Source organism: Paraburkholderia sp. J10-1, from assembly GCF_905220165.1.
Taxonomy (GTDB): domain Bacteria; phylum Pseudomonadota; class Gammaproteobacteria; order Burkholderiales; family Burkholderiaceae; genus Paraburkholderia.
This window is the reverse complement of record NZ_CAJMYW010000022.1, coordinates 60,275-86,867: the sequence shown is the minus strand read 5'-3', so window position 1 is coordinate 86,867 and position 26,593 is coordinate 60,275. Positions and strand designations below refer to the sequence as shown.

Annotated in this window: 20 protein-coding genes and 1 pseudogene; 4 read left to right on the top strand and 17 right to left on the bottom strand. The window is 55.7% G+C overall.

What is annotated here, in order from left to right; all coding sequences use genetic code 11:
* Nucleotides 1-48: 48 nt before the first annotated feature.
* The 3 genes from U5A65_RS36345 (at nt 49) to U5A65_RS36335 (ending at nt 3,757) form a co-directional block, all read left to right on the top strand.
* A complete protein-coding gene (locus tag U5A65_RS36345; protein ID WP_321949256.1) occupies nt 49-1,164 on the top strand; it encodes a Xaa-Pro peptidase family protein in 1,116 nt (371 codons plus the stop codon).
* A 122-nt stretch (nt 1,165-1,286) separates the two neighbouring features.
* Complete coding sequence (locus U5A65_RS36340; protein ID WP_321949255.1) at nt 1,287-2,372, top strand: MalY/PatB family protein; 1,086 nt, start codon at nt 1,287-1,289, stop codon at nt 2,370-2,372.
* A gap of 275 nt (nt 2,373-2,647) precedes the next feature.
* The gene (locus U5A65_RS36335; protein ID WP_321938098.1) at nt 2,648-3,757 is read left to right on the top strand and encodes a porin; all 1,110 of its coding nucleotides are present in this window, start codon (nt 2,648-2,650) and stop codon (nt 3,755-3,757) included.
* Nucleotides 3,758-4,107: 350 nt separating this feature from the next.
* On the opposite strand, the gene U5A65_RS36330 is transcribed toward U5A65_RS36335, so the two are convergent.
* From U5A65_RS36330 to U5A65_RS36295, 9 genes and pseudogenes are all read right to left on the bottom strand, one after another.
* The gene (locus U5A65_RS36330; protein ID WP_321915985.1) at nt 4,108-4,467 is read right to left on the bottom strand and encodes a cupin domain-containing protein; all 360 of its coding nucleotides are present in this window, start codon (nt 4,465-4,467) and stop codon (nt 4,108-4,110) included.
* A pseudogene (locus tag U5A65_RS41030) lies at nt 4,468-4,692 on the bottom strand (helix-turn-helix domain-containing protein); the annotation flags it as partial.
* A 923-nt stretch (nt 4,693-5,615) separates the two neighbouring features.
* Nucleotides 5,616-6,011, bottom strand: coding sequence for a hypothetical protein (locus U5A65_RS36325; RefSeq protein ID WP_321949254.1), 396 nt, complete (start codon nt 6,009-6,011; stop codon nt 5,616-5,618).
* Between the two features lie 1,159 nt (nt 6,012-7,170).
* The gene (locus U5A65_RS36320) at nt 7,171-9,285 is read right to left on the bottom strand and encodes a glycoside hydrolase family 3 C-terminal domain-containing protein (protein ID WP_321938076.1); all 2,115 of its coding nucleotides are present in this window, start codon (nt 9,283-9,285) and stop codon (nt 7,171-7,173) included.
* A 1,332-nt stretch (nt 9,286-10,617) separates the two neighbouring features.
* Nucleotides 10,618-11,184, bottom strand: coding sequence for a DsrE family protein (locus U5A65_RS36315; RefSeq protein WP_321949253.1), 567 nt, complete (start codon nt 11,182-11,184; stop codon nt 10,618-10,620).
* Between the two features lie 252 nt (nt 11,185-11,436).
* Nucleotides 11,437-11,817 (bottom strand): BON domain-containing protein, encoded by a 381-nt coding sequence (locus U5A65_RS36310; protein ID WP_321949252.1) that lies wholly within the window; start codon nt 11,815-11,817, stop codon nt 11,437-11,439.
* A 316-nt stretch (nt 11,818-12,133) separates the two neighbouring features.
* On the bottom strand, nt 12,134-13,261 hold the full coding sequence (locus U5A65_RS36305) for a porin (protein ID WP_321938070.1): 1,128 nt from the start codon (nt 13,259-13,261) through the stop codon (nt 12,134-12,136).
* A gap of 127 nt (nt 13,262-13,388) precedes the next feature.
* Complete coding sequence (locus U5A65_RS36300) at nt 13,389-14,945, bottom strand: tetratricopeptide repeat protein (protein ID WP_321938068.1); 1,557 nt, start codon at nt 14,943-14,945, stop codon at nt 13,389-13,391.
* 53 nt (nt 14,946-14,998) lie between these two features.
* Entirely contained in the window at nt 14,999-16,054 is a 1,056-nt protein-coding gene (locus tag U5A65_RS36295; protein ID WP_321949251.1) for a carbon-nitrogen hydrolase family protein, read from the bottom strand.
* A 149-nt stretch (nt 16,055-16,203) separates the two neighbouring features.
* Between U5A65_RS36295 and U5A65_RS36290 the strand changes: the two genes are divergently transcribed.
* A complete protein-coding gene (locus tag U5A65_RS36290) occupies nt 16,204-17,172 on the top strand; it encodes a helix-turn-helix domain-containing protein (protein WP_321938065.1) in 969 nt (322 codons plus the stop codon).
* Between the two features lie 140 nt (nt 17,173-17,312).
* On the opposite strand, the gene U5A65_RS36285 is transcribed toward U5A65_RS36290, so the two are convergent.
* The 8 genes from U5A65_RS36285 to U5A65_RS36255 all read right to left on the bottom strand — a co-directional run bounded on the left by U5A65_RS36285 (nt 17,313) and on the right by U5A65_RS36255 (nt 26,552).
* Nucleotides 17,313-18,167: a MurR/RpiR family transcriptional regulator gene (locus tag U5A65_RS36285; RefSeq protein ID WP_321949250.1), complete on the bottom strand. Its 855-nt coding sequence runs from the start codon at nt 18,165-18,167 to the stop codon at nt 17,313-17,315.
* Nucleotides 18,168-18,189: 22 nt separating this feature from the next.
* Nucleotides 18,190-18,873 carry a Gfo/Idh/MocA family oxidoreductase gene (locus tag U5A65_RS41025; RefSeq protein WP_415766248.1) on the bottom strand — a complete coding sequence of 228 codons (684 nt, stop codon included), beginning with the start codon at nt 18,871-18,873 and terminating at the stop codon, nt 18,190-18,192.
* 101 nt (nt 18,874-18,974) lie between these two features.
* Complete coding sequence (locus U5A65_RS36280; protein ID WP_321949249.1) at nt 18,975-20,159, bottom strand: porin; 1,185 nt, start codon at nt 20,157-20,159, stop codon at nt 18,975-18,977.
* 121 nt (nt 20,160-20,280) lie between these two features.
* Nucleotides 20,281-21,201, bottom strand: coding sequence for a sugar ABC transporter substrate-binding protein (locus U5A65_RS36275; protein WP_321915968.1), 921 nt, complete (start codon nt 21,199-21,201; stop codon nt 20,281-20,283).
* A 72-nt stretch (nt 21,202-21,273) separates the two neighbouring features.
* Nucleotides 21,274-22,266 carry an ABC transporter permease gene (locus tag U5A65_RS36270; protein ID WP_321915967.1) on the bottom strand — a complete coding sequence of 331 codons (993 nt, stop codon included), beginning with the start codon at nt 22,264-22,266 and terminating at the stop codon, nt 21,274-21,276.
* Between the two features lie 26 nt (nt 22,267-22,292).
* Nucleotides 22,293-23,813 carry a sugar ABC transporter ATP-binding protein gene (locus U5A65_RS36265; protein ID WP_321938056.1) on the bottom strand — a complete coding sequence of 507 codons (1,521 nt, stop codon included), beginning with the start codon at nt 23,811-23,813 and terminating at the stop codon, nt 22,293-22,295.
* A gap of 296 nt (nt 23,814-24,109) precedes the next feature.
* Nucleotides 24,110-25,051, bottom strand: a complete 942-nt coding sequence (locus U5A65_RS36260; protein WP_321915965.1) for a sugar phosphate isomerase/epimerase — start codon at nt 25,049-25,051, stop codon at nt 24,110-24,112.
* Nucleotides 25,052-25,100: 49 nt separating this feature from the next.
* Nucleotides 25,101-26,552, bottom strand: a complete 1,452-nt coding sequence (locus tag U5A65_RS36255; protein WP_321949248.1) for a Gfo/Idh/MocA family oxidoreductase — start codon at nt 26,550-26,552, stop codon at nt 25,101-25,103.
* Nucleotides 26,553-26,593 lie beyond the last annotated feature (41 nt).

Below are 26,593 nucleotides of genomic sequence, written 5' to 3'. Positions count from 1 at the left end.
GCCGGCACTTTTCCTTCCTATAGACTTCACCAAACCAGAAGAGAAAACATGTGGTTCGATATTGCTGAATATCAGTCTCGACTCGAAAACGCGCAGAAATATATGGCTCGACATGAGCTTGACTATCTGCTCGTGTTTGAACCTGAGCTCGTAACCTACCTAACAGGGTTCTACACATTAGGGTACGGAACTTCATTTCAATGTGTTCTCGTCCCCAGCTCAGGCCTCCCTCTCACAGTGCTTCGAAAGGCGGAACAGTTTCATTTCAACGATACCGCGGCGTGGCTCGACAAATACCTGCTATGGTACGACGGCGAATCCGCTCCAGATGTCGTGATTCGTGCGATGGCCGAACTGTCTGTAAAAGGGCGCATCGGATTCGACGGGGCATCGTGGCGGGCTACCACCACAATAATGGATCGCGTCAGAGGGGCGATTCGCGCAAGTTTCATTGATCTTGGTACGCAACTCGATTCGCTTCGTTTTATAAAGTCCCAAGCTGAGATTGCCTATATGCGCGAAGCTGGAAAAGCCGTGTCCCTGATGCATGAGGCTGGAATCCGCGCTGTATCTCCTGGTGCAACCGAGAGGGACCTAATGATCGCGACAGCTAGTGCCGGCTTGCGAGGAGGTAGTGATCAGGCGGAGCCCGGGCCACTAGCATCGGGTGAACGTGCATACCATATCCATTCTTGCTTTCAAGATCGTGTCATCTCACACGATGATCTGGTTTTCCTTGAAATGTGCGCACACAAGAAAAACTATCATGCTCGTTGCATGCGCACCATTGTTGTCGGCCAACACGACGATCACATGGTGGACACCTACCGTCGATTTGTCGACATTCAAGATGAGGCTTTAGCTACGATTAGAGCAGGTGTGCATTGTTCGGTCCCGGACCGGATAGTGCGTGAAGGCGTTGTAAAGACCGGATGGGTCGACCAATATCCGAACAAGACCTTCTACGGTATCGGAATGATGTTCTGGCCTAACACCTACGAAAAGCTCGAGGTCACTCACAACGCTGACTTCCATTTCGAGGCTGGAATGACATTTCACGCTTATATCTCGGCGCGTGGCCTCAATATTTCTGAAAGTATCGTCATCACAGATCGGGGCCATGAACGTCTAACCACCTTCGACCGAGGAATAATTCTCAAATGATCTCAGGATCACATAACACCTCGTCTCCGCTATTTGAGAACTATAGCACCCGGGATCTTAGAGAGTTAAAGCGCGCAAAATGGTCCAGTTCAGGCGCGCAATACGGAGCGGCAATCGCAGAGATGGATTTTGATCCGGCGGCCGACATAGCAGCTGCACATGCGGCATCAGCCATGCGCGGCGACCTTGGATATGCTCACCCTAAGGCGCTTGATGCTGCCTCGGATGCGCTTCGGGAATATCTCTTTCTCAACTATGGATGGCGGATCTCCTCGAACGAGGTAATAACACTCGGCGATCTTCTTCGAGCCCTTGAGGTTTGCCTTGCGTATTTCAGCGCGCCCGGCTGCCCGGTTATTGTACCGACCCCGTCCTATCCGCCACTTTTGATAGTGCCACGATTGCTCGGGAGGAAGGTAATCGAGAGTCCACTTCGTCAATCAGGCGGCCGTTGGACTTTGAGCCTCGAGGATATCGAGCGTGGACTCAGGTTGGGGGCTCGCCTTCTGATACTTTGTAATCCACATAACCCAACAGGAACTGTATACACCCGCGACGAACTCATCGCACTTTCCGAGCTCGTGGAGAGGTACGGGGCTCGCGTTTTCGCGGACGAGATTCATGCACCTCTCGTCTATCCATTTCGGGAAAACGACGGTCAGCTTCACTGCCATACGCCATACGCTTCCGTCACCGAGGTTGCGAAGAACCATGCGCTGACTGGCGTATCCGCCACGAAAGGCTGGAATTTGGGCGGTATCAAGGCCGCACATCTGATCGTCTCGAACGATACGGACATGCCAATACGCAAGCGGTTACTTGAAATGCTTGCTCACGGCGCAAGCACTGCAGGACTTTGGGCGACAACGGAAGCATATCGTAACGGTGGAGCGTGGTTAAACTCAGTACTAACCTACCTTGACCGAAACCGCTGCCGGCTATCAGATATGGTTGCGGAGCATCTCCCGGGAGTCGTCTACCATCGACCATTTGCTTCGTATCTCGCGTGGCTTGATTTTCGTCGGACTCAGATTGGCGACCGTCCAGCCGAATTCATGTTGCGTTCTTCAGGGGTGGAAACTAGCGAAGGCGTTGATTTTGGGGAGTGCGGTTCCGGATATTTGAGGTTGAACTTTGGTACCCCCTATCCGGTACTTGAGGAGACGCTCAGCACAATGGGTCATGCACTTCGCGTGGCTTCGCGGTGACTGCTTGTCAAATCGATCAGATACAGACGTGCGCCATTTTTCGTTTCTATGATTGTGAAAAACCAAAAATATACTTGAACTTGGATATCTGCACATGCGCCAAGGTTCGCAATTATTTACCATTTATGGATGAAAATCCTCCTCGCGAAAACGGTGCTGGCGTTCTTTTTGAACTGACGTAACCACACATCCTGACGATTCCATCTATTATTTAGTAGCGCATTTTTGAGGAGAAAGTCGTGCATAATAAATTCCACTCGTCGCTAATATTTTGCATTACTAATCAAAAGCGAATCATAGGTGTCAGCGTAGCGCTAATGACTTCTACTGTGGTTCATGCGCAAAGCTCCGTGACTCTCTACGGGTCTATTGACTTGGGCGTTGATTTCGCCAGCAATGTTGGTGGCGCCCATCAGTACCGTATGGCTAGCGCGGTCGGGATCCCTACGCGATGGGGTCTGACTGGCAACGAGGATCTCGGTCAGGGGCAGTCAGCAATCTTTAAGGTGGAGAGCGGTTTCGACGCGACAAATGGCGCACTAAGTTCTGGATTGGGCTTCAGTCGGCAAGCGTACGTCGGCATCAAGGATGAACGGTTCGGAACTCTTACTCTGGGTCGCCAATGGTCCCCTTTGACCGTTATGGTAGGGGCGTTTTCTCTGAACGTTAACTACGGTGGATGGTACTTCTCGCATCCGAACGACGTCGACAACCTGGACTACACGTTCTCGATTCCGAGCGCGATTAAATACGCGAGTCCAAAAATTGGTGGCGCCAGCGTCGAAGCTCTGTATTCCTTCGGAGGACAACCCGGGCAATTTTCAAACGGCTCGAGCTATAGCGCTGGAGTGGACTATTCTGTGGGACAGTTTTCTGCCGCAATTGCCTATCTTCGCGTTAACGATCCGCAGACAACCGTGTTCGGCTATCAGAGCGGTGGAGGCTATGTGAACTCCGTATACGGCACGTATCTTCAGAACGCTCGCAGTCAACAGATCTTCGGTGTCGGCGCGTCATATGCCTTCGGATCAGTCAGAATCCTCGGCAACTTCACTGACGTCAATTTTCAGCAGGGTGCTGGGAACGGACAGGATGTGAAATTTCAGAATTACGAACTCGCGACAAGCTGGAACGCAACATCCGCGCTCGCACTCTTCGGCGGCTATACGCTCACCGACGGCCGAAATCACGCCACAGACCAGCAGCCGCGATACCAGCAGTTCAACATTGGCGCCAACTACCAGGTCTCCAAACGTACTGCGCTCTACGCAATCGTCGCGGTCCAGAAGGCGAGTGGCGGTGCAGTTGCACAAATTGCCGGTTTCAACCCGTCCTCGAATGGTAAGCAGGTCGTCGGTCATGTTGGCATTAATCACGTGTTTTGATCTGGCCGCTTGCACGCTTCACTGATCACGTGGTCATTTTGCATGAGTGGCTGAATTACGCAATTACGGACAGAATTTTGCCATTTAAGCGATGACTAAGTCCCGGTGCTTCGACGAGTACCGGGACTTGCCTATACTCCAACGCAACGTCGATGCGTGTGTAAATGACGCGTTCGACGCCGTTTATTGACGTGATATTCAAAAGAAGCGGCGCGAACAGACCGTCCTGTCGGCTAACCGTCGTCTAAATGGACATCATCATTCACTTGATCTGTCAAGGTGAGAAGACGCGCTGTGCAGGTCGGTAGGCGTGCTTCTTGCAAATGCCCGCCGCAACATGCCAAAAATTTTTACCGTCCAACCGACGGCACCATGACCCAAATCAATTCAGCAGATTTGGATTTTTCCAAATTGTGGTAGGTGTGAGGTTCACGTCCAGGAAAGGTTATTGCATCTCCAGCATTTAAATCAACAACCTTGTTCGAAAACTGGATTCGGATTTTGCCTTTCAGAACATACGCCGTTTGCGACTCGCAGAACATTGGGTACAGTTCTTCGCCAGCGCTTGCACCGGGTTCCATTGTGGTATGGGTGAGCGACAGTAGCTTGTTGCTAGCCGGGCTCAACAAACTATGCCTAATCCCTTGCGCCTCGTTTGAACCCACAATGACGCTTCCAAACGAGACGACCTCCACCTGCTCGATGGTCAACAGGGCCCCCGGGTCCACACCGAGGGTCTTACACAGATTTACGAGAGTTCCGACAGTTGGTGAGATGTCGTCTCTTTCGAGACGCGACAAGTACCCCTTTGTTACGTTGGCAGCATCCGCGACCTGTTGAAGCGTGAGACCTTGCGCCAGTCGCGCCGCCCTAAGTCGGGGGCCAATGGTGAATGACGCATCCTGTTGATGGATTGCCGTTGATCTGATAGTCAAATCCGCCCCGCCTCCTCAAAGCATTCAGAGTTTCGCCACTACGTTGACCGAATATGCGCGAGCTATCGAGTATGTCATGTACACGCACAACGCGAACGCCATGCTCCATGCCGGACTCCGCGGAAGATGGCCGCACGTTCTCTACCGTCCGTCAGCACCACAGCAGCTCTTGCAGGCGCAATCGGGCTCGCTCAATTTTCGACATCCGAGATTGGCCGTTGCTCGGCCAATCACCCAATCGCTGGCTTTGACCGCCGCCATCGATGGGAGACCTACCCGCTTAGCATGATTGCGGCCAACTCCGAGGTCTCTTGGCGAAACCGCCGCCAACCCGGGAACGGCGTCCAGTAGGATTGTAAGCGACCTCTGCAAAGTTGAGCGAGACGGCTTGCGCCAGATAGCGATGCTACTACGCGGAGGCGAAGGTACAACACTGCCTGCCCCAGAGAGGCTCCACGTTAGAGCGATCCGGTGAGCTTTCGAAAGAATGGCGGTGCTTGTACGATAAGCGGTGAGGATGTGCTACAGCCTGCCGAAAGGGGTGTCATAGACGTTCGTGCATTTTCCCGATCAGACGCACCTGGGCCTGGCGCAGGTCTGCCTTGCCGCCTTGTATAAATTCCCTTTCCAATCAGACACCTGCTGACTACCCTTTGCGGACTAGCAACTGGATGACGGCAAACGCGCGATGGTTCAATCCGCAAGCCGTGATGGAAAGCCGAATTTGCAGACGCTGACTGCACTATCGGTTCGGTGGTCAGGACCGCGGCTCAGTCTAGGCGACTGGCGCTCGAAGCGGGCACATCACTCTTGGGACTTGGAAGGAGTTGGTGGGCGGGCCGAGCCACGGGGGTTTTGAACTTCCCACGGGGTACCGGCAGACACAGCGGCGCTCTGTCAGCGCTCGTTGAAGCTTGGCCGCATCAGGTAGGCCGAAGTCGCGGCGAGCGCGCCCAGCACGGCCACATACACCCCGACTGCACGATACTCGCAGACTTCGCCACGAGGGTTGCGGCGACAAACGGCGCAAGTCCCCCGCCTAGTGCCGACGCGAACTGGACACCCATCGACATACCAGAATAGCGCAGCTCTGCGGGAAACTGTGCAGCGTACAGATTCGATTGCGGTGCGAAGACGATCGCGTAATTCAGCGCTAACGCAAGAATGGTGGCCGCGACGTAGACGGAGTACGAGCCACTACCTATGGCCTTGAACAACGGCACTGCCATTACTGCCAGCAGCGTGCCGCCGAAGTAGTACAGCCGACGAGCTCCAACCCTGTCCGCAATCAATCCGAACATCGGAATGGACAAGGCCATCGCTGCCGCTCCCCACAACAGTGCGCTCAACGCCTCCGACCGCGTGAACTTCAGTTGGTTGACAGCGTAGGTACCGGCGAAACTGATCCGATGGATTTTTCGCCTGAGGCAGTGGACGCGCCGGTGTGAGAGATCAAGCATCCGCCAGGTGCGACCGAACCAGCCATCTTCGTGCTTCGATCACACCATTCATGTGGCCGCGCTGAACCGTCCCGTCAAGCAACCCATAGTCGGGCCGGGGTCGCGGGTTCACGCATTGGTTCGATGAGATGTCTTACAGTGAGCCCTTGCTGCAGCGGGAGTCGCCGCGCGCCTCGACGCCGAGTCTGCCGGAGGCCGCAATCCGGATGCTTGACCCACTTGCCTCGCCACCAGCTCACACCGCACGTTGCCAAACCGCAGTATGAGCTGGTTGAGCACGGGGCGATCAGCGAGACCGCCGTGTCGATTGACGCGTCAAGGTCCAAGAACACGGGTTCCGCCTGAATAGCCGCGACGCGGAATTTTGGATGCGTTACGCTCATTCCTATCCTCATAGCAAGTAGTGAGTAGTGAGTTCCCATAGCAGGGAGAAGGTCTCGCTCCGGCTTGACTGTACACCGCACTATTTCTGACTACGCTTGTCTTCCCTGTAGGAACCGCCGCAGTTGCAGCGCTAATGTCTGACGAGCTTATGTTTTGCACAAACTCCACCGCTCAAATCGACCCACTTCTCCACCTAACGCATTGGTCGGAGACTGTCTGCAGTACGTTTGTGCAATTGGAATGTGAGCCCCTGCCGACCAGCGGACGATCGATGGCAGCATCGCTAACACACATCTGCCGACGGTCAGCCTGACAGTAGTGACGTCAACTGCCCAACGCGCCCATCGGACCCCGGCCAAGATCTCTGCACCGGGCAGATACAGCGGGCCACCAAACCATTCACGGGAAATTGAACGGCGTGATGCGCGCCCTCCAGTTTCGCTGAGGTCATTTCACTCGTGCCAACAGTCCACTCGCCGGCGCCACTCTCACCCACACGTGTCGTCGCCGATCAGATCCCCGCTGTACGCCGGTTTGGGCACCACATAGGCCTCAGAATGCAATTTCCACCGCGATCGTGGGGTGTCATACCTCGAGGAGCGGATGACACCCGACGTTCAGCATCGGTATGTGACTAGAGCCGTCCAGAATCCAGCACAATGTCTTGCATCAATGCCGACGAGTCACGAGACGAGCCCCCCACCCTGAGCACGTACTCGCCTGGATTGATTTGCCACGCATGTTTGCCGGTATTCCACGTTGCAAGTCGCTCGGCAGGAATAGACACGCTGATTTGGCGGGCTTGCCCCGGTGCGAGGGCGACCTTTGCCCATCCAACCAGGCGCTGCGGCGGCTCCCCGATGCCAGTGGGCAACATCGCATAGACCTGCGCTACTTCCGCTCCCGCAAGCGTGCCAGTGTTCTTCACCGTGAAATGCACGCTGACATTGCTCGAGCCATCTGATCGGACTGTAATGGCAGAGTATGCGAAAGTAGTATATGAGAGCCCGAAGCCGAACGGGAACAACGGCTTGATTCCTTTGGCGTCGTACCAGCGATACCCCATCAATAGACCTTCGTCATAGTTGACGTTCAGGTCCGTGTGGCTAACCGAACGCTGTGGAAGGTCGGCATCGCGCTGCGGGAACGTCATCGGCAATTTTCCAGACGGGTTGACGTCGCCGAACAGCACGTCAGCAATAGCTTGACCTCCCTGCACGCCCGGATACCAAGCCTCGAGCACACCTTGAACGTTGTCGAGCCACGGCATTAGCACCGGGCTGCCATTCTCCAATACAACGATCACACGTTTAGCTTTCGCCGCGACGGCCGAGATTAGCGCGTTTTGATCGTATTCCGCACTGATAGGAGTCGACCTCGTATCCGGTAACGAAAGGCTCCCAAGATCGCGAGCCTCGGCCTCCCATTGCGTAGCGAAGACGATCGCAACATCAGCGTTTGCGGCTGCGGTGGCGGCGGCGCTCGCATCCGTTCCGCTATAGTACGTGATCGCTGCATTAGGCGCCTTCGCCTTGATCGCGGCGAGCGGCGACGACTTGTACCAGGTTGCGCACCCACCCATGGCAGTGTTCACGTAGTACTGGCAATTTGCAACCGCGTTACCATTTTCCGCAGGAACCGTGGCCGAGCCACCACCGGAAAGTACACCCGCGTCCGCGTGTCCACCAATAACTACAACCGACGAAATCTTATTCGAAACGAGGGGAAGGACTGCCTGCTGACCGCTCGACGGTGCGACGTTCTTCAGAAGAACGAACGATTGTTGTGCGATTGACAACGCGTCGTTGTTGCCGGCGGATCGATCGATGACGCCCCCCCGTTTGGGTGGATCATCCATAATTCCGGTACTGATCAGCACGTGCAGTTTTCGTTGAACCATGTCATTCAGGCGCGACATCGGCACGGTGCCCGCAGCAACCGCCTCCTTTAGCTTCGAACCGAAATGCGGAATAAAAGCGGGAATCTCCTTCTCTGCTTCGCCGCCCACCTCGCCGGGCTCCTCCTCATCGAGCCCGGCATTGGCAGCATTAACCGTGCTATGCGTCGCACCCCAATCGGACTGAACGACACCCACGAAGCCCCACTCCTTTTTCAAGACCGTGGTGAGCAGGTACGGATTTTCGCACGCGTATGTACCATTCACGAGATTGTACGAGCACATCACGTTGCCCGGCGTACCCTCCTTCACTGCGATCTCGAAGGCAAGCAGCTCCGTCTCGCGCATCGTGCGCTCATCGACAACTGAGTTGCTTTTTATGCGATTCGTTTCTTGGTCGTTCAACGCATAGTGCTTGATCGTGCCGATGACTTTGTGCGACTGGATACCCTTCGTTAGCGAGGCGACCATTCTCCCGGATAGCAAAGGATCCTCGCCCATATATTCGAATGTTCTGCCATTGCGTGGTTCGCGCGTAAGATTAATGCCACCAGAGAGAGATTCTGCGAAGCCAAGCGTCCGGAGTTCGATCGCGATACGGCCGCCATAAAGGGCAGCGACCTTTGGATCCCAACTCGCAGCGAGCGCCACCGGTGCCGGAAGTGCGGTCGCGTTTGTCTGTTTAACCGTCACTCCAGCGGGGCCATCAGCACTCTCAATCGGTGGAATGCCCAATCTCGGGATTCCGGGAATATAGCTCTCCCCATTAACGCCTAACGGAAAGGGACCGCCGATGCGTTGGGCCGGTACGCCGTTGCCGTGAACAAGCTGAACCTTTTCATCAAGCGTCATCTGTGAAACGAGTGCAGATACTCGCGCATCGACATCGGCGTTGGTTGAAGTTGGCTCGGAATGAGATCCCGATGCGCACGATGCAAGGAATACTACAAAAGGGCAAATCCCCGCTATCGCTGTATGCCGCAGCACTATATTCAAGTCAATTCTCCGCTCTCAAAACAACCTATTTTCTCTGGAAGTCGGTCGAAGACGGTTACGTACGTCACGCGATCCTTTCGCAACGCTCGCAGACATCCCGAGGGACGGCCCAACAAGAAACCTGCACAGTATCGATGCTGAGCACCCATATCCCCCCCGCAAGGTGCCTGCATATGCTCGACTGCCCGAAGTCAACGATTTCAGCATTCGCATTGCGCCCCTACTGCCCTATTGCGACCGCGTAAAGCGAGTCTCGCTTCGGTAGGACATACTTCGAGCCAATCCCAACCCCGGTTACGAATCCTTTAGGATGCGTGCGAACAGGAACCGTTCGTGCGGACCTATTCCATCTGCGCGATTCCATACTTGTATGGCGTAAACGACTCACCGACGATTCCAGCTAGGGCCAAGTTGGCCGCGATCTTAACGACTTTACGGTAATTCCATAAATGCTCCGTAGTTCAAAACGACGCAGCGATAGCACCAAATCTTCAATTCCTTTCGTCAGATGTAATATGGATACGGAATTACATAATTAACCTCGTGTAGTAACAGATACATCAACACTGTGAAGTCTCAGCCGAATATCAGATAGCCAGGAAGCCGCGCCCTACCGAAGGCCACAAGCTTCGCGCTATTGGAACCACAGCGGCGATCAGCACGACGTCCTTGTTTGTGACTCGGGATGCTCGATGCATTCCGCTTATTTCGCACCTCAGTTGCAAGGAGTGAGATCGCATCGTAAACAGCCGAATTTCTTGCGGCTTGACTGTGTGTCGCGCCGCTCTTGACTGAATTCGTCATGGCCTGAAGTGTTACTCCTACTTACTTACTGCGGAAAATTTGTGCGACACGCATGATCTCCAATTTTCATGGTGCACTCTGCGCCTGAAATGGAAGAGCCACTATGGGCCTCGTTCGTCACTGGTCGAAGATCAGAAGCACCATGAAACGCCGGCCCCCTCATCCCCAAGCAAGGTCTTGAGTGACATGTCACTGACCGCACTACTACGTCGAGTCAAAAGCAATCAGCGACGCCCCTGGACACGACGCAACCTCCCATGGTTGTCGTTCCGGCTTTCGGCATCCCCCGTATCGACGCAACGCGGTCAATGCGAACCGCGCCTACGCCGCATGCGACTGCCGTGTTGTCGAATGAATGCCCAATGAACACTCCCAATTGGACGTTCAAAGCGGCATCAGCACGTAGCCTTGGGATTCGAGCGTCGTCACCGTCGTCAAGCCGGACAGCGCGAGCGTCACATCTGGCGTGATCGCGTCGTAGCCGAAGTGCTGCTCGGCCACCGCCTGCGCACACACGGCGACCGTCACCCCAGCCTTCTTCAGTTCGGCGATCAGCGGTAGGTTGGGGTTCGGCACGCCGTATGCCGTGCGGTAGTGCGCATCGTCAAGCGCAAGCGGCGTCGCGGGGCCGTAAACGATCGCGACGAACTTCAAGCGCGAAAGCGGGACGCCGGCTGCAACGTACAAGTTCACGGTGCGCGCGACGCGATCCAACGCGGGATTCACCTCGGCCGGCTTCATCCCTCCCTTCGTCAACGCGAAGACGATCTGGTACGTATGGTCCGCCTGTGGCTTGAACCCCGCATTGGGCAGGAAGTGGATCCGGCCATAGCCCTGAATCACCGGCGTGGTCCAGAAGCCCTCCAGTTCGCTCTGCTGCGCGCGGGCAGCAAGCGAGACGCCGGCGGCGCAGATCAGCGCGGCGACCGCGACTGGCTTGACGATCTTCATTGCATCTCCATAGTGTTAAGTGTGAACAACTGCGGATCGACGAGCATAGTCCTGCGACGTAAATCGCGTGTACAAGCAATTTTATCGAGCACAGCCATCACGCTGCGCGTGCGTGAACGGCGGTCGTCGCACTGCCCACGACGCACCGTGTTTACCTTATGGAATACCAACTACATAAAGGAGAATATGTTTCCAGATGTAGCAGGAACGACGCAACGAATTAGCCGTTCCGATCTAGTCACGCTGCACTGTTCAATGAACATTCTCCCGCATCACAAGTTTGCTGGTTACAGACGTCACTCCCGGCACCTTTTCTGCAACCATTTTTGCCAAGTCATCTTGGTGTCGTTCACGAATGAAACCAGCAAGGGTCACTTCCCCGGTTGCAGCATTGCCGAAGACGGAGATGTCTGAACCGGTCAATCCTTTTTCTCTATTGAGCGCCTGAAGCACTTTTCTTGAAAACTGCCGGTTTGCTGCTTTTTCAGCTTTCCGTGAGGCACGCGATGTTGGCGCAACAAGCGTCGAACTATGCGCGCCTGCGGCTGGAGCGGTCGATTGTGACTGTGCGTATACGCCAGACGAAATCAAAGAAAAGATAACGTAACTCACAATTCGAAGACTATGTTTCATCTAACCATGCTCCTAATAAATTGCAAATGGCTAACTATCGTTCCAATATTGAAGTCGGCGCACACCGAACCACCGTCATCCAAAATGGTTCGAAATTGGTTGCATCAAACCAACGACCACCCATGAGCATTCTGTCGCTATACTTTACATTCAAAGCAGCAGCATTAACTCAAACCTATGAAAGCCGCTGTCTCGCTCCCAGAGTGTTATCGACAATTTTCCGGACAGATTCACGCCTTATGCGTACTGGTAGACGACTTGTCAGCTTGTCATCGTCGTTCTCCTTGTCTAGAAGTGTCCAAACAAAGATAAAAAATTAGAACTGGTGCTGGACTCCCAGCACAACCGCAAGCTGTCTGCGGGTACTTGAAGGTGAGAGATTTAAGATCTGAGCATTGGCGTTTCGACCTTTTTGCCCGACCGCAATGGCATAAATAAACGTTCTCTTCGAGAGTAGATATTGGCCGCCAATATTAATTTGGTCCCAGCCAGGATTGCGAATGTTCGATGGAACTCCGGAATAAGTACCATTCGTATGAATGTATGCTAACTGCGTGCTCAAATAAGGGGCAATTTGCCACTGGAGATAGGCTAAGTAGTTATCGAGGGTAAGCCCCGATCCGTCGAGATATTTATATTGCACTTTTGAATACAAACCATCAATAGTTACATGGCCAATGCGATACGATGTACCGGCCAGCCAAATCCTCTGCCGCGCGACGCTCGCATGATTAACGACGCTCTGTGCAAACATGAGAGTGCCATAGTCATCAGCCGTCCCACCTCCTGCTGTTCCGACCGCGCCCGCCGGTTGGGAATCGGGATGATCGAGCTGTTCAACTCCCAACGAAGCCGAAAACGGCCCATAGGCATATGTCGCGCCAGTGGACATTTGCCGGTTATTTTTGAATTGGCCTGCTTCATTGCTGAATCCATATGTAGCTCCCAATTGCAATCCGGCCCAATTCGGACTCAAATACTTGACTGCGTTACTGACTTTAAACGATCCGTTCGTATTATCAGAATCTCCAACATGTGCCCATGTGTTGCTAACTGCATATATATAGAGCAAATCGAGAGTTGTATCATACTGACGACCTAACGTCAGGGTACCATAGCGGGTATTGCTCAATCCGACATAGGCAACGTTAAACGCGCGCCCTGTGTTACGGCCATTCTGTACGCTGAATGGATTAATCAAACGAAAAACTGCCCTCGTCCCCCCGCCCAAATCTTCTGTGCCCGACAGAATCCACCGAGTAGGAGTAAGAAGACCGTTGATTGTTGACCAACTCGCGTGACCGCCATTATTGTTAGAATACATTATGCCAGTATCAATAACTCCCGATAGCGTCACGCTGCTCTGCGCCTCTGCAATACCCGACCATGCCACAATGGCCGCAACTAAAGTGACGTTAGCCGCAAAGATTTTTGACGCTGACATACCAGTTCTCCAAGTCGTTTTATATAAATAATCGACCGCCGCATTTAAATCTATGTGTACGTGGTCGATAATTCGGATATCTAATTATTAAAATGTAATTCTTTTTTTACGGTCTCCGATCTTCAGGTTATCTTAAGCTCGCCAGCATATCGGAATACTTTTCTGCCTTCGTAGTATTACCGGCTAACTCAGCACTCCGAGCCGCCCCAAGAACCGCACGACGAAGATTCGGCTCATGCTCCAGAACCGTCTCAAACTCCGCTAGTGCATCGGCCGGTTTTCCAGAATTCATCAGCAAGGTAGCTAGCATTTCCCGAGCGGAAACGATCTCTCCTGCAGTTACCGCGCTTTTGTCGGTTGCGCCTTGGCGATCCGCCGCATCTTCTAGCACCATTATTCCTTCGTTATGCTTTCCATCTGCGAAGATAGCAAGGCCACGTACGACTTCGGCTTGAATATCGATCTGCTCTGCCCAGTAAGGCAAATTCATTGCGGTGGCTGAGTCACGAAGCGAAATCATTCGTGCCACTTCTACGCGAGCCTTAGTTGGATCACCACTCATCGCTGCACCAATACCACGTGCAAAGGCGTTCTCTGCCTCCGCTTCTGGATATTTCTTCCAAGGATACGCATCGGCAGCCGGATCAAGCGGGAGGTTCGCTGCGTCCTTCCACGAATCAGTCGCGATTGCGATACGGGCAGGGACGGCAGCATAAGGGTAAGCCGCACCTAGATCGTCGACAATTGGTCTTGCACGCATTTGTGCAAGTACTTCACGCGCAGCATCAACCTTTCCCAATTGAAGATATGCGTACGCCATAAAGTCGGAAAAGTGGAATGCCTGTAAAGTCCCACTTCTTGCGGCCGCATATGCGGCACGATTCGACGCAATCGACTCATCCCAGAGGCCCAACCGCGTAAAGATATGCGACGGCATATGCAAAGCATGCGGCGCATCAGGCGCGATCTTTGCGTAGAGCCTCGCGGCGGTCAATCCACGCTCTGCGAGTGACGGATAGTCGTAGCTATGGATCAGATAATGAAGCACTCCTGGATGATATGGCTGCTTAGCTCGAACGGACTCGAGAATCGAAGCTGCCTTTAGCTCCCGAACGTATTGCTTATCCGCAGGATCGGAATTTGCGGACAGTATCATCGCGTAAAGAACGGATGCCTCGGAGTCCTCTGGATATTTGCTTGCCAGTTTTTCAAAGGCCGACTCAAGGGCCAGTGCGCGCACATGCCGGTCGACTTTGTCTCCATTATTGAAGAATACTGAGAGAGCATCGACATAATCGCGCTCACGCTGGGATTTAAGCCCCGTCTTTCGGGCCTCGTTTAGCGCAGAAGGTCCATCTTTCATGGCACTGGCTGGCAGACTCGCAGGCCAACCGAATGGGTTGTTTAGTGCCGCCATTGCGCGCACCCAGTACGCCATTCCGCATTTAGGGTCATCCTGAAGAATGCGATTAACAGCCGAATTTATTTTGCTCCAATCATAGGAATAGTAGTAAGCCATTGCTACATTGAAGTCATTTTGCGCAGCACTATTACACTCCACTCTAAAGTGGACATCCCCGATGCCACCATCATTTGCGACAGAATTTTGTGCAAATACCGATTGCGCCGCGCCCAATGCCATGACGGCGAGCATAGCTTGCAAACACTTCCGCTTCAGCAGCATGCGATTCTCCATATCAATCTCGCGGTTACTTATAGTTCTTGTCTTCGCTATTGTTAAACTTGAACTTTAATGTCCTCGGACGAATCGTTTGCCTTGCTCTGGTCGATCGATTCCGGTGATGAGGACGCAGTCGCGTCAAACTGTGATTCCTGTGTAAAGATGACACGGCTACCTGGAGTCCGATTCAGCACTAGGCGCGTCACGTCAGGACGTGAGTAATGTCCGGCAGGGTCTGCTGCTGCTTTAGCCAACGAAATTAACCCAAGGTCAATCTCCGCGTAGACGATTCCCTCCTCGCGCTCAGGCAATGGATCATGCAGCAGGGTTCCGTCTGGGCCGAAAATGGAAGTAAACCCACCACCCTGTTGAAGCAATTGACGTTTGGTCGGATCATCGCCGCACAGCGTGTCAATCATTTCGCTACTGACGACCGAACACGGGGCAATGACGAAACACTGCCCTTCGACCGCATAGATTCGAGAGGCAGAGACGTTCACCTCCGGGCCCAAAGCATTAGCCGCACCGCGATAGAGCGAGAAGCTCGGCCACCCCGCAATATGCACTTGCTCGTCTTGGGCATACATCGCGTATTTGGACAGTGGCTGGAGGTGCTCCCAGCAACACAGTGCGCCAACACGACCCAATGGCGTGGCCCAAACCGTCAAGTCCGTACCATCACCCTCGCCATATACGGTACGCTCAACGTGTGTTGGCTTGAGTTTTCGTCGACGTGCAATCGTTCGACCGTCAGCGCCAATGATCCACTGCCCAAGATACAGACTCCCACCTTGCTTCTCGCTGTGCCCCATCACCACCATGATGGAATGCTTTTTCGCAGCTTGCGCGATACGCTCCGCCTCGGGAGAATCGTAGATCAGCGAATTGTCGTGGTAACGCTGAATGAACTGCATGCCCCACGCCGGAGAATCCAACCAGATAAACCACGGGTAGCCAGGCAACCAGGCCTCTCCGAACGCCACGAGATCTGCCCCTTTGGAGGCAGCTTCGGCAATCAACGCGACGGCCTTGTCGATGGACGCGTTTAGGTCAAGAAATACTGGCGCCGCTTGGATAGCTGCGGCGCGAAATTTTGGATGCGCTAAACTCATGATGTGTCTCGCAAGTCAGGAGCCTTCATGGTAGGAAGGCAATATTCTTGCGGCTTGACTGGGCGTCGCACCTCTCTTGACTGAAACCGTCAACGCCGGCAGCGTTCGCCCGACTTGCTTTATCTGAGCAATTTGCGCTAAATGAGAACATGTTCCGTGTACATTCCACCGCCCAAGTCGATCCCCGCCTCCGCTTAGCGTATTGGTCTGATGTCGTCTGCGATGCCTTCGTACAACTCGAATGCGAAGTTGTGGAAGGGAAGCCCATCGAAGGAAGCGTCGCCAGCACACAAGTGGCCACTCTTTGTCTGACAAAAGTGTCGGCAAGTGCACAGCGCGTGCATCGCACGCCCGCAAAGATTTCTCAGTCGAGCGAAGACTATTTTCTCGTGAGCATTCAAACCCACGGACGAGGCGGTTTAGTGCAGGATGGCCGGGAAGCTGTTCTCACTCCGGGAGATTTCGCGCTTTACGACAGCACCCGCCCGTATACCCTGTTTTTTGAGGCCGACTTCCAGCAATACGTACTCATGTTGCCCGGACGGCTGCTGCGAACAGAATTTCCCAGCGCAAGCAATCTGACCGCCAGCACTATTGATGGTCAACGTGGCGCGGGACATTTAATGCTTAACTTGATCCATACTCTGGCGAGTGACATCGACACACTAGCCCCTGAGTCCGCGAGCGCAATTGCAGACAGCGTTAGGCAAATTCTGATCGCCGGTCTGTCTACACTTCCTGCAGCCAAACAGGCACCGATGTCGCAACTCCGACTATTCCATCTGGAGCGCGTAAAATCCCTTGTACGCAATAGACTTCGAGACCCGACCCTCACAATCTCGTCAATTGCTGCAGAATTGAAAATGTCGGCCAGCACCCTGCATCGTACGTGGGGCCGTGAGTCGTGCTCGCTGGGCGATTGGATTTGGACGCAGCGTCTGGATGCAGCCTACCGAGATATCTGCGATCCGAGCCTGGCCGGGCGCAGTATCAGTGAGATTGCATTCTCATGGGGCTTCAATGATCCAGCGCACTTTAGTAGAGCTTTCCGCGCTCGATTTGGATGCACACCTCGGGAGCTTCGACCACATCCGGTAGCAGGGCGACGCGAAGCATAGTTGCGAAGCTTCCTGCTCAATTGGCAACGAGGATTCTTTTCGAATGTCTCTCCTGTCTCCGCCAGTCATGGTACTGCGCGATTGATCTGAAGCACCTCGATGCCTGTCGCGGCCTGCTTTAATTAGGCAACCACGTCACCTCAAAAAGCGAGCACGTCAGGACGATGTTCGACATAGCTCGAGATGAGTACGGCACAAAAGCACTGCACGAGAGAGGTGGCCGCAGTTATGAAGTCGAAGCCAGAATTTACGGAATCTCTCACGATTAGCGATACGGTAGCCGCACGCCCCACTGGGCTCAACCGACTGTCCGTAATAGCAATAATCGCTGCGTCCTGCTTTAGACTGTATCGCACGATTTCTGCGATTTCCTGCGCGCATGGGCTTACTGATATCACTACGACTAGATCGCCAGCCCGGACAGCTCGCGCTTGATCAACAGTGAGGCTCTCGAAAGCCCCCAGATGCCCAACGCGCTTGCCGGCTTGCCGAAGTGCGTGTTCCAAATGTACCGCGACCGGGAAGGCGCGATTTGCGCCGGCAATCCAGACAATTTCGGCGCGCTCAAGCATATTGACCGCCCGCGCGAATTCGGGCCGATTCAGCGTTCGCCGTAGATTCTGCAAACCCATAATACTGCGAACAAGATGTGCGTCCGCGAACTGCCAATGCTCCCCGCTCAGAGCGTCTGGCTCATTGTCACTAGACCCGGATTGAGATCCTACTGAAACATCCTGAACGTGCGTGCCTCGGAACAGCGCCCGCATATCTGAATAGCCGGAAAAGCCAAAATAGTGTGCAAAGCGCACGACCGCGGAGGGATGGACACCGCAGTGCTGGGCAAACATCCGTATGCCCATATGGCCGAGTTCTTCGCGATTTTGGTCGACGGACTGGGCGATCAATTTTAGACGACCACTTATCCCGTCGTATTCTTGCGCTATGCGTCTCAGGAACTGTTCTCTCGTTCTCGGCGGAGTTGCGATGACTTTCATAGGGGATGCGCCATAGACACCATCACGGAAGCGTGCGTTTCCACAACACGCCACACTGTCCAACCGCGGCGTCCGGAAACACCTTCGGCAGCAGAGCCGGCGCACTTCCGTGAAACGCGCCCCGGCTCGCGGTGCACTCTCCACGGCCCGGTATGCCGTACTCGTCGTCGCGGCGGCATAGCATTTTCGCAACAATCCCCCCGCACGCTGACATATGAGAGCGGGATGCAGATGAAGCGGCTCCGGACCGCGGTTGACCGCAAATCGGGTCGCGCCTAGACCTGTCCGTCTTTCGCTGACGATGTTTTTGTATAGCTGCGCCCCCCCGGAAAGGCGTCAAGCGCGCATCCCACGTAGCGTCCGCTTGCATTGATTCGCCTCCTCTACAATATCGCTGCCTTGGGGTGATTCCCAGCGGCTTTTTGGTGTAGACGCGCTTTCCAGCGCGCAGTGCAGCCGAGGTCAACGGATCATGCGCCTGCGGTACGATCAGGTTCAGCACAATGTCGATATCGGCGTCGGCGAGCAGCTCGTTGACGTTCGCATGAGAGCGCGTAATCCTGTTGCGGCGTGCCTTCTCAATGGACCGTGTAGGGTCACTTCCTGTACAGCGGAGTACGTTCACGATTGGATGCTTTTCCACATTATCGAAATAAACCTCGCTGATATCGCCGATAGCCACAACTCCTACGTTGACGCTGCTCATGGGGTCTATCGTGATTGCCGACGGGTCAATCCGGCGCTACGAACCAGCTCTTCGCCGCGGAACTTATTCGTTCCGCGGCAGCGCTTCACGCAACGTAAAAATCAGAACTGCGTCGCAATACCGGCAAAGACTCCGAACTGTCCGTGCCCGTAGTTGGGATTGGTACTCGACGGATTTCCGTTGACGGGATCGTTGTTCACGTTCGCGCCATACAGACCACCGTTCAATCCGAGGTTCGAAGTCGAACTGTTGTGCAAATAACCGACTTCGCTATACAGACGCGTGCGCTTTGAAAGCAGGTACTGCCCTGAGAGCGTGTACATCGTCGCGTTGCCGTTGCCCTTGTTGGCATTGGCGTGATAGATCGCGCCCGTCACGTAGGTCGCCGGCGTAACGGCCCATTGTGCGCCCACCCACCCACTATCGACGGCAGTGGGCAGCCCAACGCCCGCAGGCAGCGCCGTTGGCGTGCTCGTGCCGAAGTATCCCGCATCGGACGCATCCGGCGCGCTGAGGTGCTGATAGCCCGCGTACACGGTAACAGGACCCCATATGTACGAGCCGGCAGCAAAGATGGAGCGTGATGCAAGATAGACATTGCTGAACTTACCGTTGCCATCTCGAATTTCGTCGTAAATGGCCTGCAAGTCGAGTTGGTGTGCGTTGTATTCCAGCTTCACGCCGTCGGAACGACCCTGCGAACTGCCGAGCCCCGTGGAGGTACCCAGTTGTCCCGGCGCGGTCCCGGGATTCCCCGCATTCCACGTGGTCGAATTGGTCAGGTTGTACTGCGCCTGAACTGTGAAGCCGCCAAAGCTTGGCGTCTTGTACTCGATGCCGTTGGCAGTTTGCGGAAACATGCGCCCGCGCACCAGCGTGCCGAACGAGTATTTTTGCGTCTGCTGCGGATCGAGCACGCCCGCATACTGGAGCAGCGCGCTCGCACCGAAGTTACCGAGCCGGAACGAGCCGTACGCATCATTGCTCATACCGACCGTTGCTTGTCCTTCAAAGAGCGACCCGTTGGCAACCGAGCCGTTCTGCGTATTGAGCCGAGACTCCAGCGTGAAGTTCACCGACGTACCCGCGCCGATGTCCTCCTTGCCCTTCAGGCCGAACCGCGATTCGCCCCAGTTTCCCGATTCAGCGGATACGCGGTTGCCGTGCGCAAAACCTGTTTCATATTGCAGCCCGTTGTCGACAATACCGTACAGGGTGACGCTGCTTTGCGCATTCGCCGCCGCGGCCAGACCCATCGTCAACGAGACAGTCAAAAGACGTTTCATTCTCTCCTCCATTTATCGATCGTGGTGACGGTTTACTTTCTTTTATATTCGTACTACGAATTATATTCGCCTGCACAACGTTGCCGCGACGCAAAACGAAGCGGCAACGAATGAACGTCGCCTACTTCAGGTACGAGGCGACGTTGTCCTGGGTGACGGACTCGAACGGCACGATCACTTCCGGCGGCGGCGTCTTGCCACCCTTGATCGTTTCGATCACCTGATACGCGGCGACCGCCTGTCCCTTTGCATTCTGGAAAATCGTCTGCGACATGTCTCCTGCGTGGATGGCGTGGAGCGCGTCGGCCGTGCCATCGACACCCGAGATCATGACGCCTTTCAATCGTCCGGCGGTCTTCAACGCTTCGAGTGCGCCAAGCGCCATCTGGTCATTCGCAGCGATGACCGCGTCGAATTTCTGGTAACGCTCAACCCAGTCCTCGGTTACTTTCATGCCTTGGGCGCGGTCGTAATCCGCGGGCAGGTTCGAGAGGATTTTCACATCCGGGCGCTTTGCCAGCGTTTGCGTGAACCCGGCGAGACGCTCCTTCGAGTGGTAGAGTCCGGGCGTGCCTTGCAGGTACAGGATCTGTGCATTCTTCGGCAGTTTGGCGTCCATGAATTCACCCTGCAGGCGCCCAGCATCGAAATTCTTCGAGCCGACGAAGGTATATTTGCCGCCGGCTGACTGAATGCCAAGCGCAATGACGGGAATGCCCGCCTTGTTCGCCCGTTCGACGCCCGGAACGATGCCTTGATAGTCGACCGGGACGATGACGATCGCGCTGACCTTCTGCGCAATGAAATTGTCGATCTGGTCGAGTTGCCGACTGACGTCACCGTTCGCATCGGTATAGATGACGCTCAGGTCCGGGTCAGCCTTGACCGCGTTACCGAACGCGGTCTTTCGGGTCATCGTGAATACGTCGGTGTCGGCGAGATTGGTGTAGCCAACCACAAACTTCTTTCCCGCCGCGGCGGCGCCACCCGCCATGACCATCAATCCCACTGCGACTGCGGCGATTCGTTTCCATGCCTTCATGTGCTCCTCCTGGTGTCTGACTGGTTTCTCACTACGTTGTGACTGCTGGAATGCGAAACTTCGAACCGTCTCTCAGGTTGCTTGCGGCTTTCTTTTCGAGCCGCTGTTCTTCGTCTTCACGTCGAGAATGACGGCGACGGCGATGATCAACCCCTTGGCAATCTGCTGCCAGTAGGAACTCACGTTCAGAAGATTGAGAATGTTGTTGATGACGCCGATGATCAGCGAGCCAATCATCGAGCCCATGATCGTTCCCGTGCCACCCATCAGGCTCGTGCCGCCCACCACGACCGCGGTGATCGCATCGAACTCGTAACCGACACCGCCTGCGGGCTGCCCCGAATTGATGCGCGACATCAGCACGATGCCGGCAACGGCCGTGAGAATGCCGCTGTAGATGAACGCGGTCATCGTGACCTTTCGCGTGTTGATGCCTGAAGCGAGCGCGGCCTTGCTATTGCCACCCGTGGCGTAGACATAGCGGCCGAATTTTGTGCGGTTCAACAGGACCCACGAGACCAGCAGGACGGCAATGAGAATCAGCACCGAGATCGGGATGGGGCCCACGGAACCCTGGCCGATCACACCGAAGTTCCCGAGATCGCTCACCGGCACCCCGCCCGTGTAAAGCAGGACGCCTCCCCGTGCGACGGTGGTCATCGCGAGCGTCGTGATGAACGACGGAATGCCAAATTGCGTGACGACGAAGCCATTGACGAAGCCAACGACGATACCCATCGCAATGCCTGCCGCCACGGCGAGCGCAATGCTTCCGGTTGCGGACATCACGCTTGCGGCGATGGTGCCCGTCAACGCGACCACCGCGCCAAGCGAAACGTCGATCTGACCGAGAATGATGATGAACGTGACCCCGCTGGCCAGGAGGCTCACGACCACCACCTGCCGCAAAACGTTCGTCAGATTCGATACGGTCAGAAACGCATCGCTCACGAAGGACGCGAGAACGACGATGCCAATAAAGATCAGTACCGTTCCGTACTTCCTGTAGATCGCCGCGAGACTTGCGCCCTTGATTCTCGATATCGCGCTTTCACGCGGCGACATGGCTTTTCCATTCATGCTGTTCAACATCATTGACCTCCAGTAGCCAATTTCATGATCCGTTCCTGCGACGCCTCGCTGCGATCCAGCTCACCCATGACCGCGCCCTCGTGCATGACGATCACGCGATCGCTCATGCCCAGAATCTCGGGCAATTCCGACGAAATCATGATGATTGCGAGTCCCCGCTGGGCGAATTGCGACATGAGTCGGTGAATCTCCGACTTCGACCCGACATCGATGCCTCGCGTCGGTTCGTCGAGAATGAGCACATTCAGGTCACCTAGTAGCCATTTGGCGATGACGATCTTCTGCTGATTGCCGCCACTCAGATTGCCGGTCGTCGTGTGCAGGTCGGCTGTCTTGATTTTCAGCATTTCGCGCATCTCGCTTGCCGCGGTGCGCTCGCGCGCGGCGTCGATCAAACCGCGCTTCACGAACTTGCCGAGATTCGCGAGAGAGATGTTTTCCTGAACCGATCGGCACAACACCAGTCCTTCGGCCTTGCGGTCCTCGGAAACCATCGCAATACCATGCTTGATTGCGCTCGCGCTGCCTTTCAGCTTCAACGCGTTGCCCTTGAGTACGATCTGCCCTTCGTCCAGTGGATCGAGCCCGAAGATCGCCCGCGCGACCTCGGTGCGCCCTGCGCCAATGAGCCCCGCGAGGCCCACGATTTCGCCGCTGCGCACGCTAAAGCTGATATTGCGGAACACGCCGCGCCGCGTTGCGTTGCGCACTTCGAGCACCGTTTCGCCGATGGGCGCTTCCAGCTTCGGGAAGATGTTCGAGATGGTGCGGCCGACCATCTGCGAGATCAGCTTCGATTCGTCGTAGGCGCTCGCGGGACCGGAATCCACGTACCGGCCATCACGAATGATCGTGATGTCGTCGGCGATCTGGAAGATCTCATCCATCTTGTGGCTGATGTAGATGATCGCCACACCACGCGCCTTCAAATCGCGGATCTGCGCGAACAGCATGTCTACTTCGGTGTCGCTGATCGCGGAGGTCGGTTCGTCCATGATGATGAGCGAAGCACCGCGCGAGATCGCCTTGCTGATTTCGATGAGTTGCATGCCCGCCACGCTCAACTCGCGCATCTTTTGCCGCGGATCGTATTTGAGCCCGAGGCGATCGAGCAGCCCGCGTGTTTCGCGCAACATGCGGCCGAAATCTACGAAGGGGCGCGCGAACGGGCCAAACCCCGGCGCGGTGGGCTCGCGCCCAAGGAAGATGTTCTCGGCGATGGTCATATCGAGTACGGGACTCAATTCCTGATGGATCATCGCCACGCCGATCTCGAGTGCGGCCTTCGGGCCGCGCGGCGCAAACGGCGCGCCCTTGAAATAGATTTCGCCGGAATCGACGCGGTGCTCGCCGCTCAGGATCTTCATCAGCGTAGACTTTCCCGCGCCGTTCTCACCGACCAGCACATGCGTTGTGCCTGCACGTACCTTGAGTGTCACCTTGTCGAGCGCGAGCACGCCCGGAAATGCCTTCGTGACCTCCCGCATTTCCAGCACGTAGTTTTCCTGCTCTGAAGCCATGGTCCTGCTCCTCACATGCGCGCGACATCGCCCCCTTACGCGGGTCAGCCGTGCGTGGCGTTGCGACGTCAAGCGCGAAGATGTACGGATGGCGTACGGATTTGCGGGCGGATATCGCCCGCCGCTCGTTTGTCAGTCCGAAAACGCGAGGGGACAGTACGAAATCCTGGCGATTTGAGTGATTTCCTGAATGCGGAACATGTGCTGTCTCCATCTATGAATTATTCTGATTTCCTCCTGAGTGCCAGTACGTCCCTTGGGTAGGCGATCGCTGGCACTCGGGAACTCACGCGCTGCTACCTGCTGATCGTCTGTTTGAGCGCGTCGATGGAAGTTGTGATGCCTGCTTCAACCGACATCGTGAGGTCTTCCATCTCCAGCGAGACCCAGTCGTTGTATCCCGTCATGCGGACCACCGAGAAGAATTCCTTCCACCACTGAAGATCCTTGCCGCAGCCAACCGCGACGTAGTTCCATGCGCGGCGCCCCACTTCCTCGACCGGCTTCGTCTCAAGCAGGCCATTCACGTCGACTAGCCCGCGCTCGAGGCGCGCGTCCTTGCCGTGCACGTGATGAATGGCGTCGCCCAGTGCGCGCGCAGCGGCGATCGGATCGGCACCCATCCAGATCAGATGGCTGGGATCGAGATTCAGGCCAACCATCGGGCCCACGCCTTCTCGCAGGCGGAAAAGCGTTTCGGGATTCCAGACCAGCATCGCACTGAAGTTCTCCAGCGCGAACTTCTCGACGCCGGCTTCAGTGGCCTGGCTGACAAGCTTGCGCCAGTAAGGAATCGCGACATCGTTCCACTGGTAGTCGAGACACCCCTTGAGCGTCGCGGGCCAACTGGTGGTGTAGGTAATCCAGTTCGGCACGCTATCCTCCGGACTCGCGGGCGGCAGACCGCTCATCGCCACGATCTTCTTGACGCCAAGTTCGCCGGCAAGACGGATCGTCTTCTCCATGTCTGCCTTGTGCTTCTTGCCCAGTTCGCCCGGATCCAGCGGATTGCCCGACACATTGAGCGCTGCGATTTCCATGCCGCGGCTTTCCAGCGCCGCGTGCAACGCACGCCGCTTGCCAGCGTCGGCGAGCAACTCGTCGGCTCGCAGGTGTGGGGCCGACGACCAGCCGCCGGCCGTCATTTCCACACCGAACACCTCCATCTCACACAGCTTGTCGAGCATTTGTTCAAAGGGCAGATAGCCCAGGCTGTCCGTGCAGAACGAAAGCTTCATCGTTTTCTCCGTGCTTTAAATCTATTGAATGTAATTGGGCAGCAAGCGCTCAGGCGTCGCGGTAAAGCGCCGGTTTTTCCTTGAGCGATACGCGTACCTTTTCTCCACTCTGCTGCGCGGCAACGCCTGCTTCGCAGCATGCCGCCGTCGCGTAGCCATCCCATGCGGAAGGCCCGTCGATCGTTCCTCGGCGTGCTGCGTCGACCCACGTCTGCAGTTCGAGATCGAATGCGGGACGGAAACGTTCGACGAAGCTTGGCGTCACCGCACCACCCCAACGACCGGCGCTGCGCACGTACGGGCCGCCATCGCTTCCGATGTTGACGATGCCGTCTTCGAACACAGCCTGCGCGGCGACCTGATAGCCGAACTGCGCGTTGACGAAGATCTCGACGTCGGCAAGCACCCCGCTTGTCGTTTCGATCAGCACCTGTTGGGGATCATGCTGGCCAGGATGGGCGTGCCGCGTCGGACGACCGAGCCGCACCTGCACCGAGGCGATCTCCTCTCCCGTGATGAAGCGGATGCCGTCAAACTCGTGCACCACCGAATCGTTCACCAGCATGTGGCTCGTGAAATTCGCAGGCGTTGTGCCGTTGCGATGCGAGAAGTGCAGCAGCAACGGATCGCCCAGTTCCTTCGACGTGAGAATCTCGCGCAGTTGCCGGTACTCGGCGTCGAACCGCCGCATGAAGCCCACCTGAATGAGCTTGCGACCGAGCTTGCGCTCCGCTTCGACGATTCGCCATGCCGATTCCGCGTCGGGCGTAAGCGGCTTCTCGCATAGGACCGGCAACCCGTGGTCGAGAACCTGAAGCAAAATCTTTTCATGCAGGAAACCCGGCGTCGCAATCACTACGGCGTCAACGCGCTCTTCCGCCAGAACCGGCGCAATATCCGCTTCCGCTGTAGCGCCCGGCGCCTTGCTCGCGGCTTGCTGTGCGCGCTCCACATCGACATCGACAACCGCGACGACCTCAGCACCGACAATCCGGTTCGCGATGCGCTCAACATGGTCCGCGCCCATGAGACCCGCACCCACTACCGCGACACGAAGCTTGTTCTTCATATATCGAAATCCTAAGTTTTTGAAAATCCCGTCTGACTGGATCGTGTGCATTCGCTCGCCAGGAGTGAGAACGCCCTGCCGCCAGTCACGCAAAAGTTGACGACACGTCAACGTTGTCCAACGGCATAGGGAGAAGCCTAGGGAATGGCATGTATGCGTCTCCGGCTGCCAGGCCTTTTCCGTGTCAGGTGAACAACGGGGCCGATGTGTCGTTTGTGTCTGTGAGCCGAAGTTTAGAGAGGCGCCCTGCCGCCGCAACAAGAAAAATGACCAGATCTGGTCACACCCTGCAGCATTTCCAGGTTCATCCATGACGGCGGGGTTGCGCGGCATCGATCGGTGTTTTCCCCGGTGATTCCGGGCTGCGAGGCCTGACCAGAAATGGTCAATGTTTCGGTTGTCGCCTGCACGACGCTCGCCTAACTTTGTCATCGAAAGCTCGAACGACACACCCGCCGCGGGTCAGCGTCTTC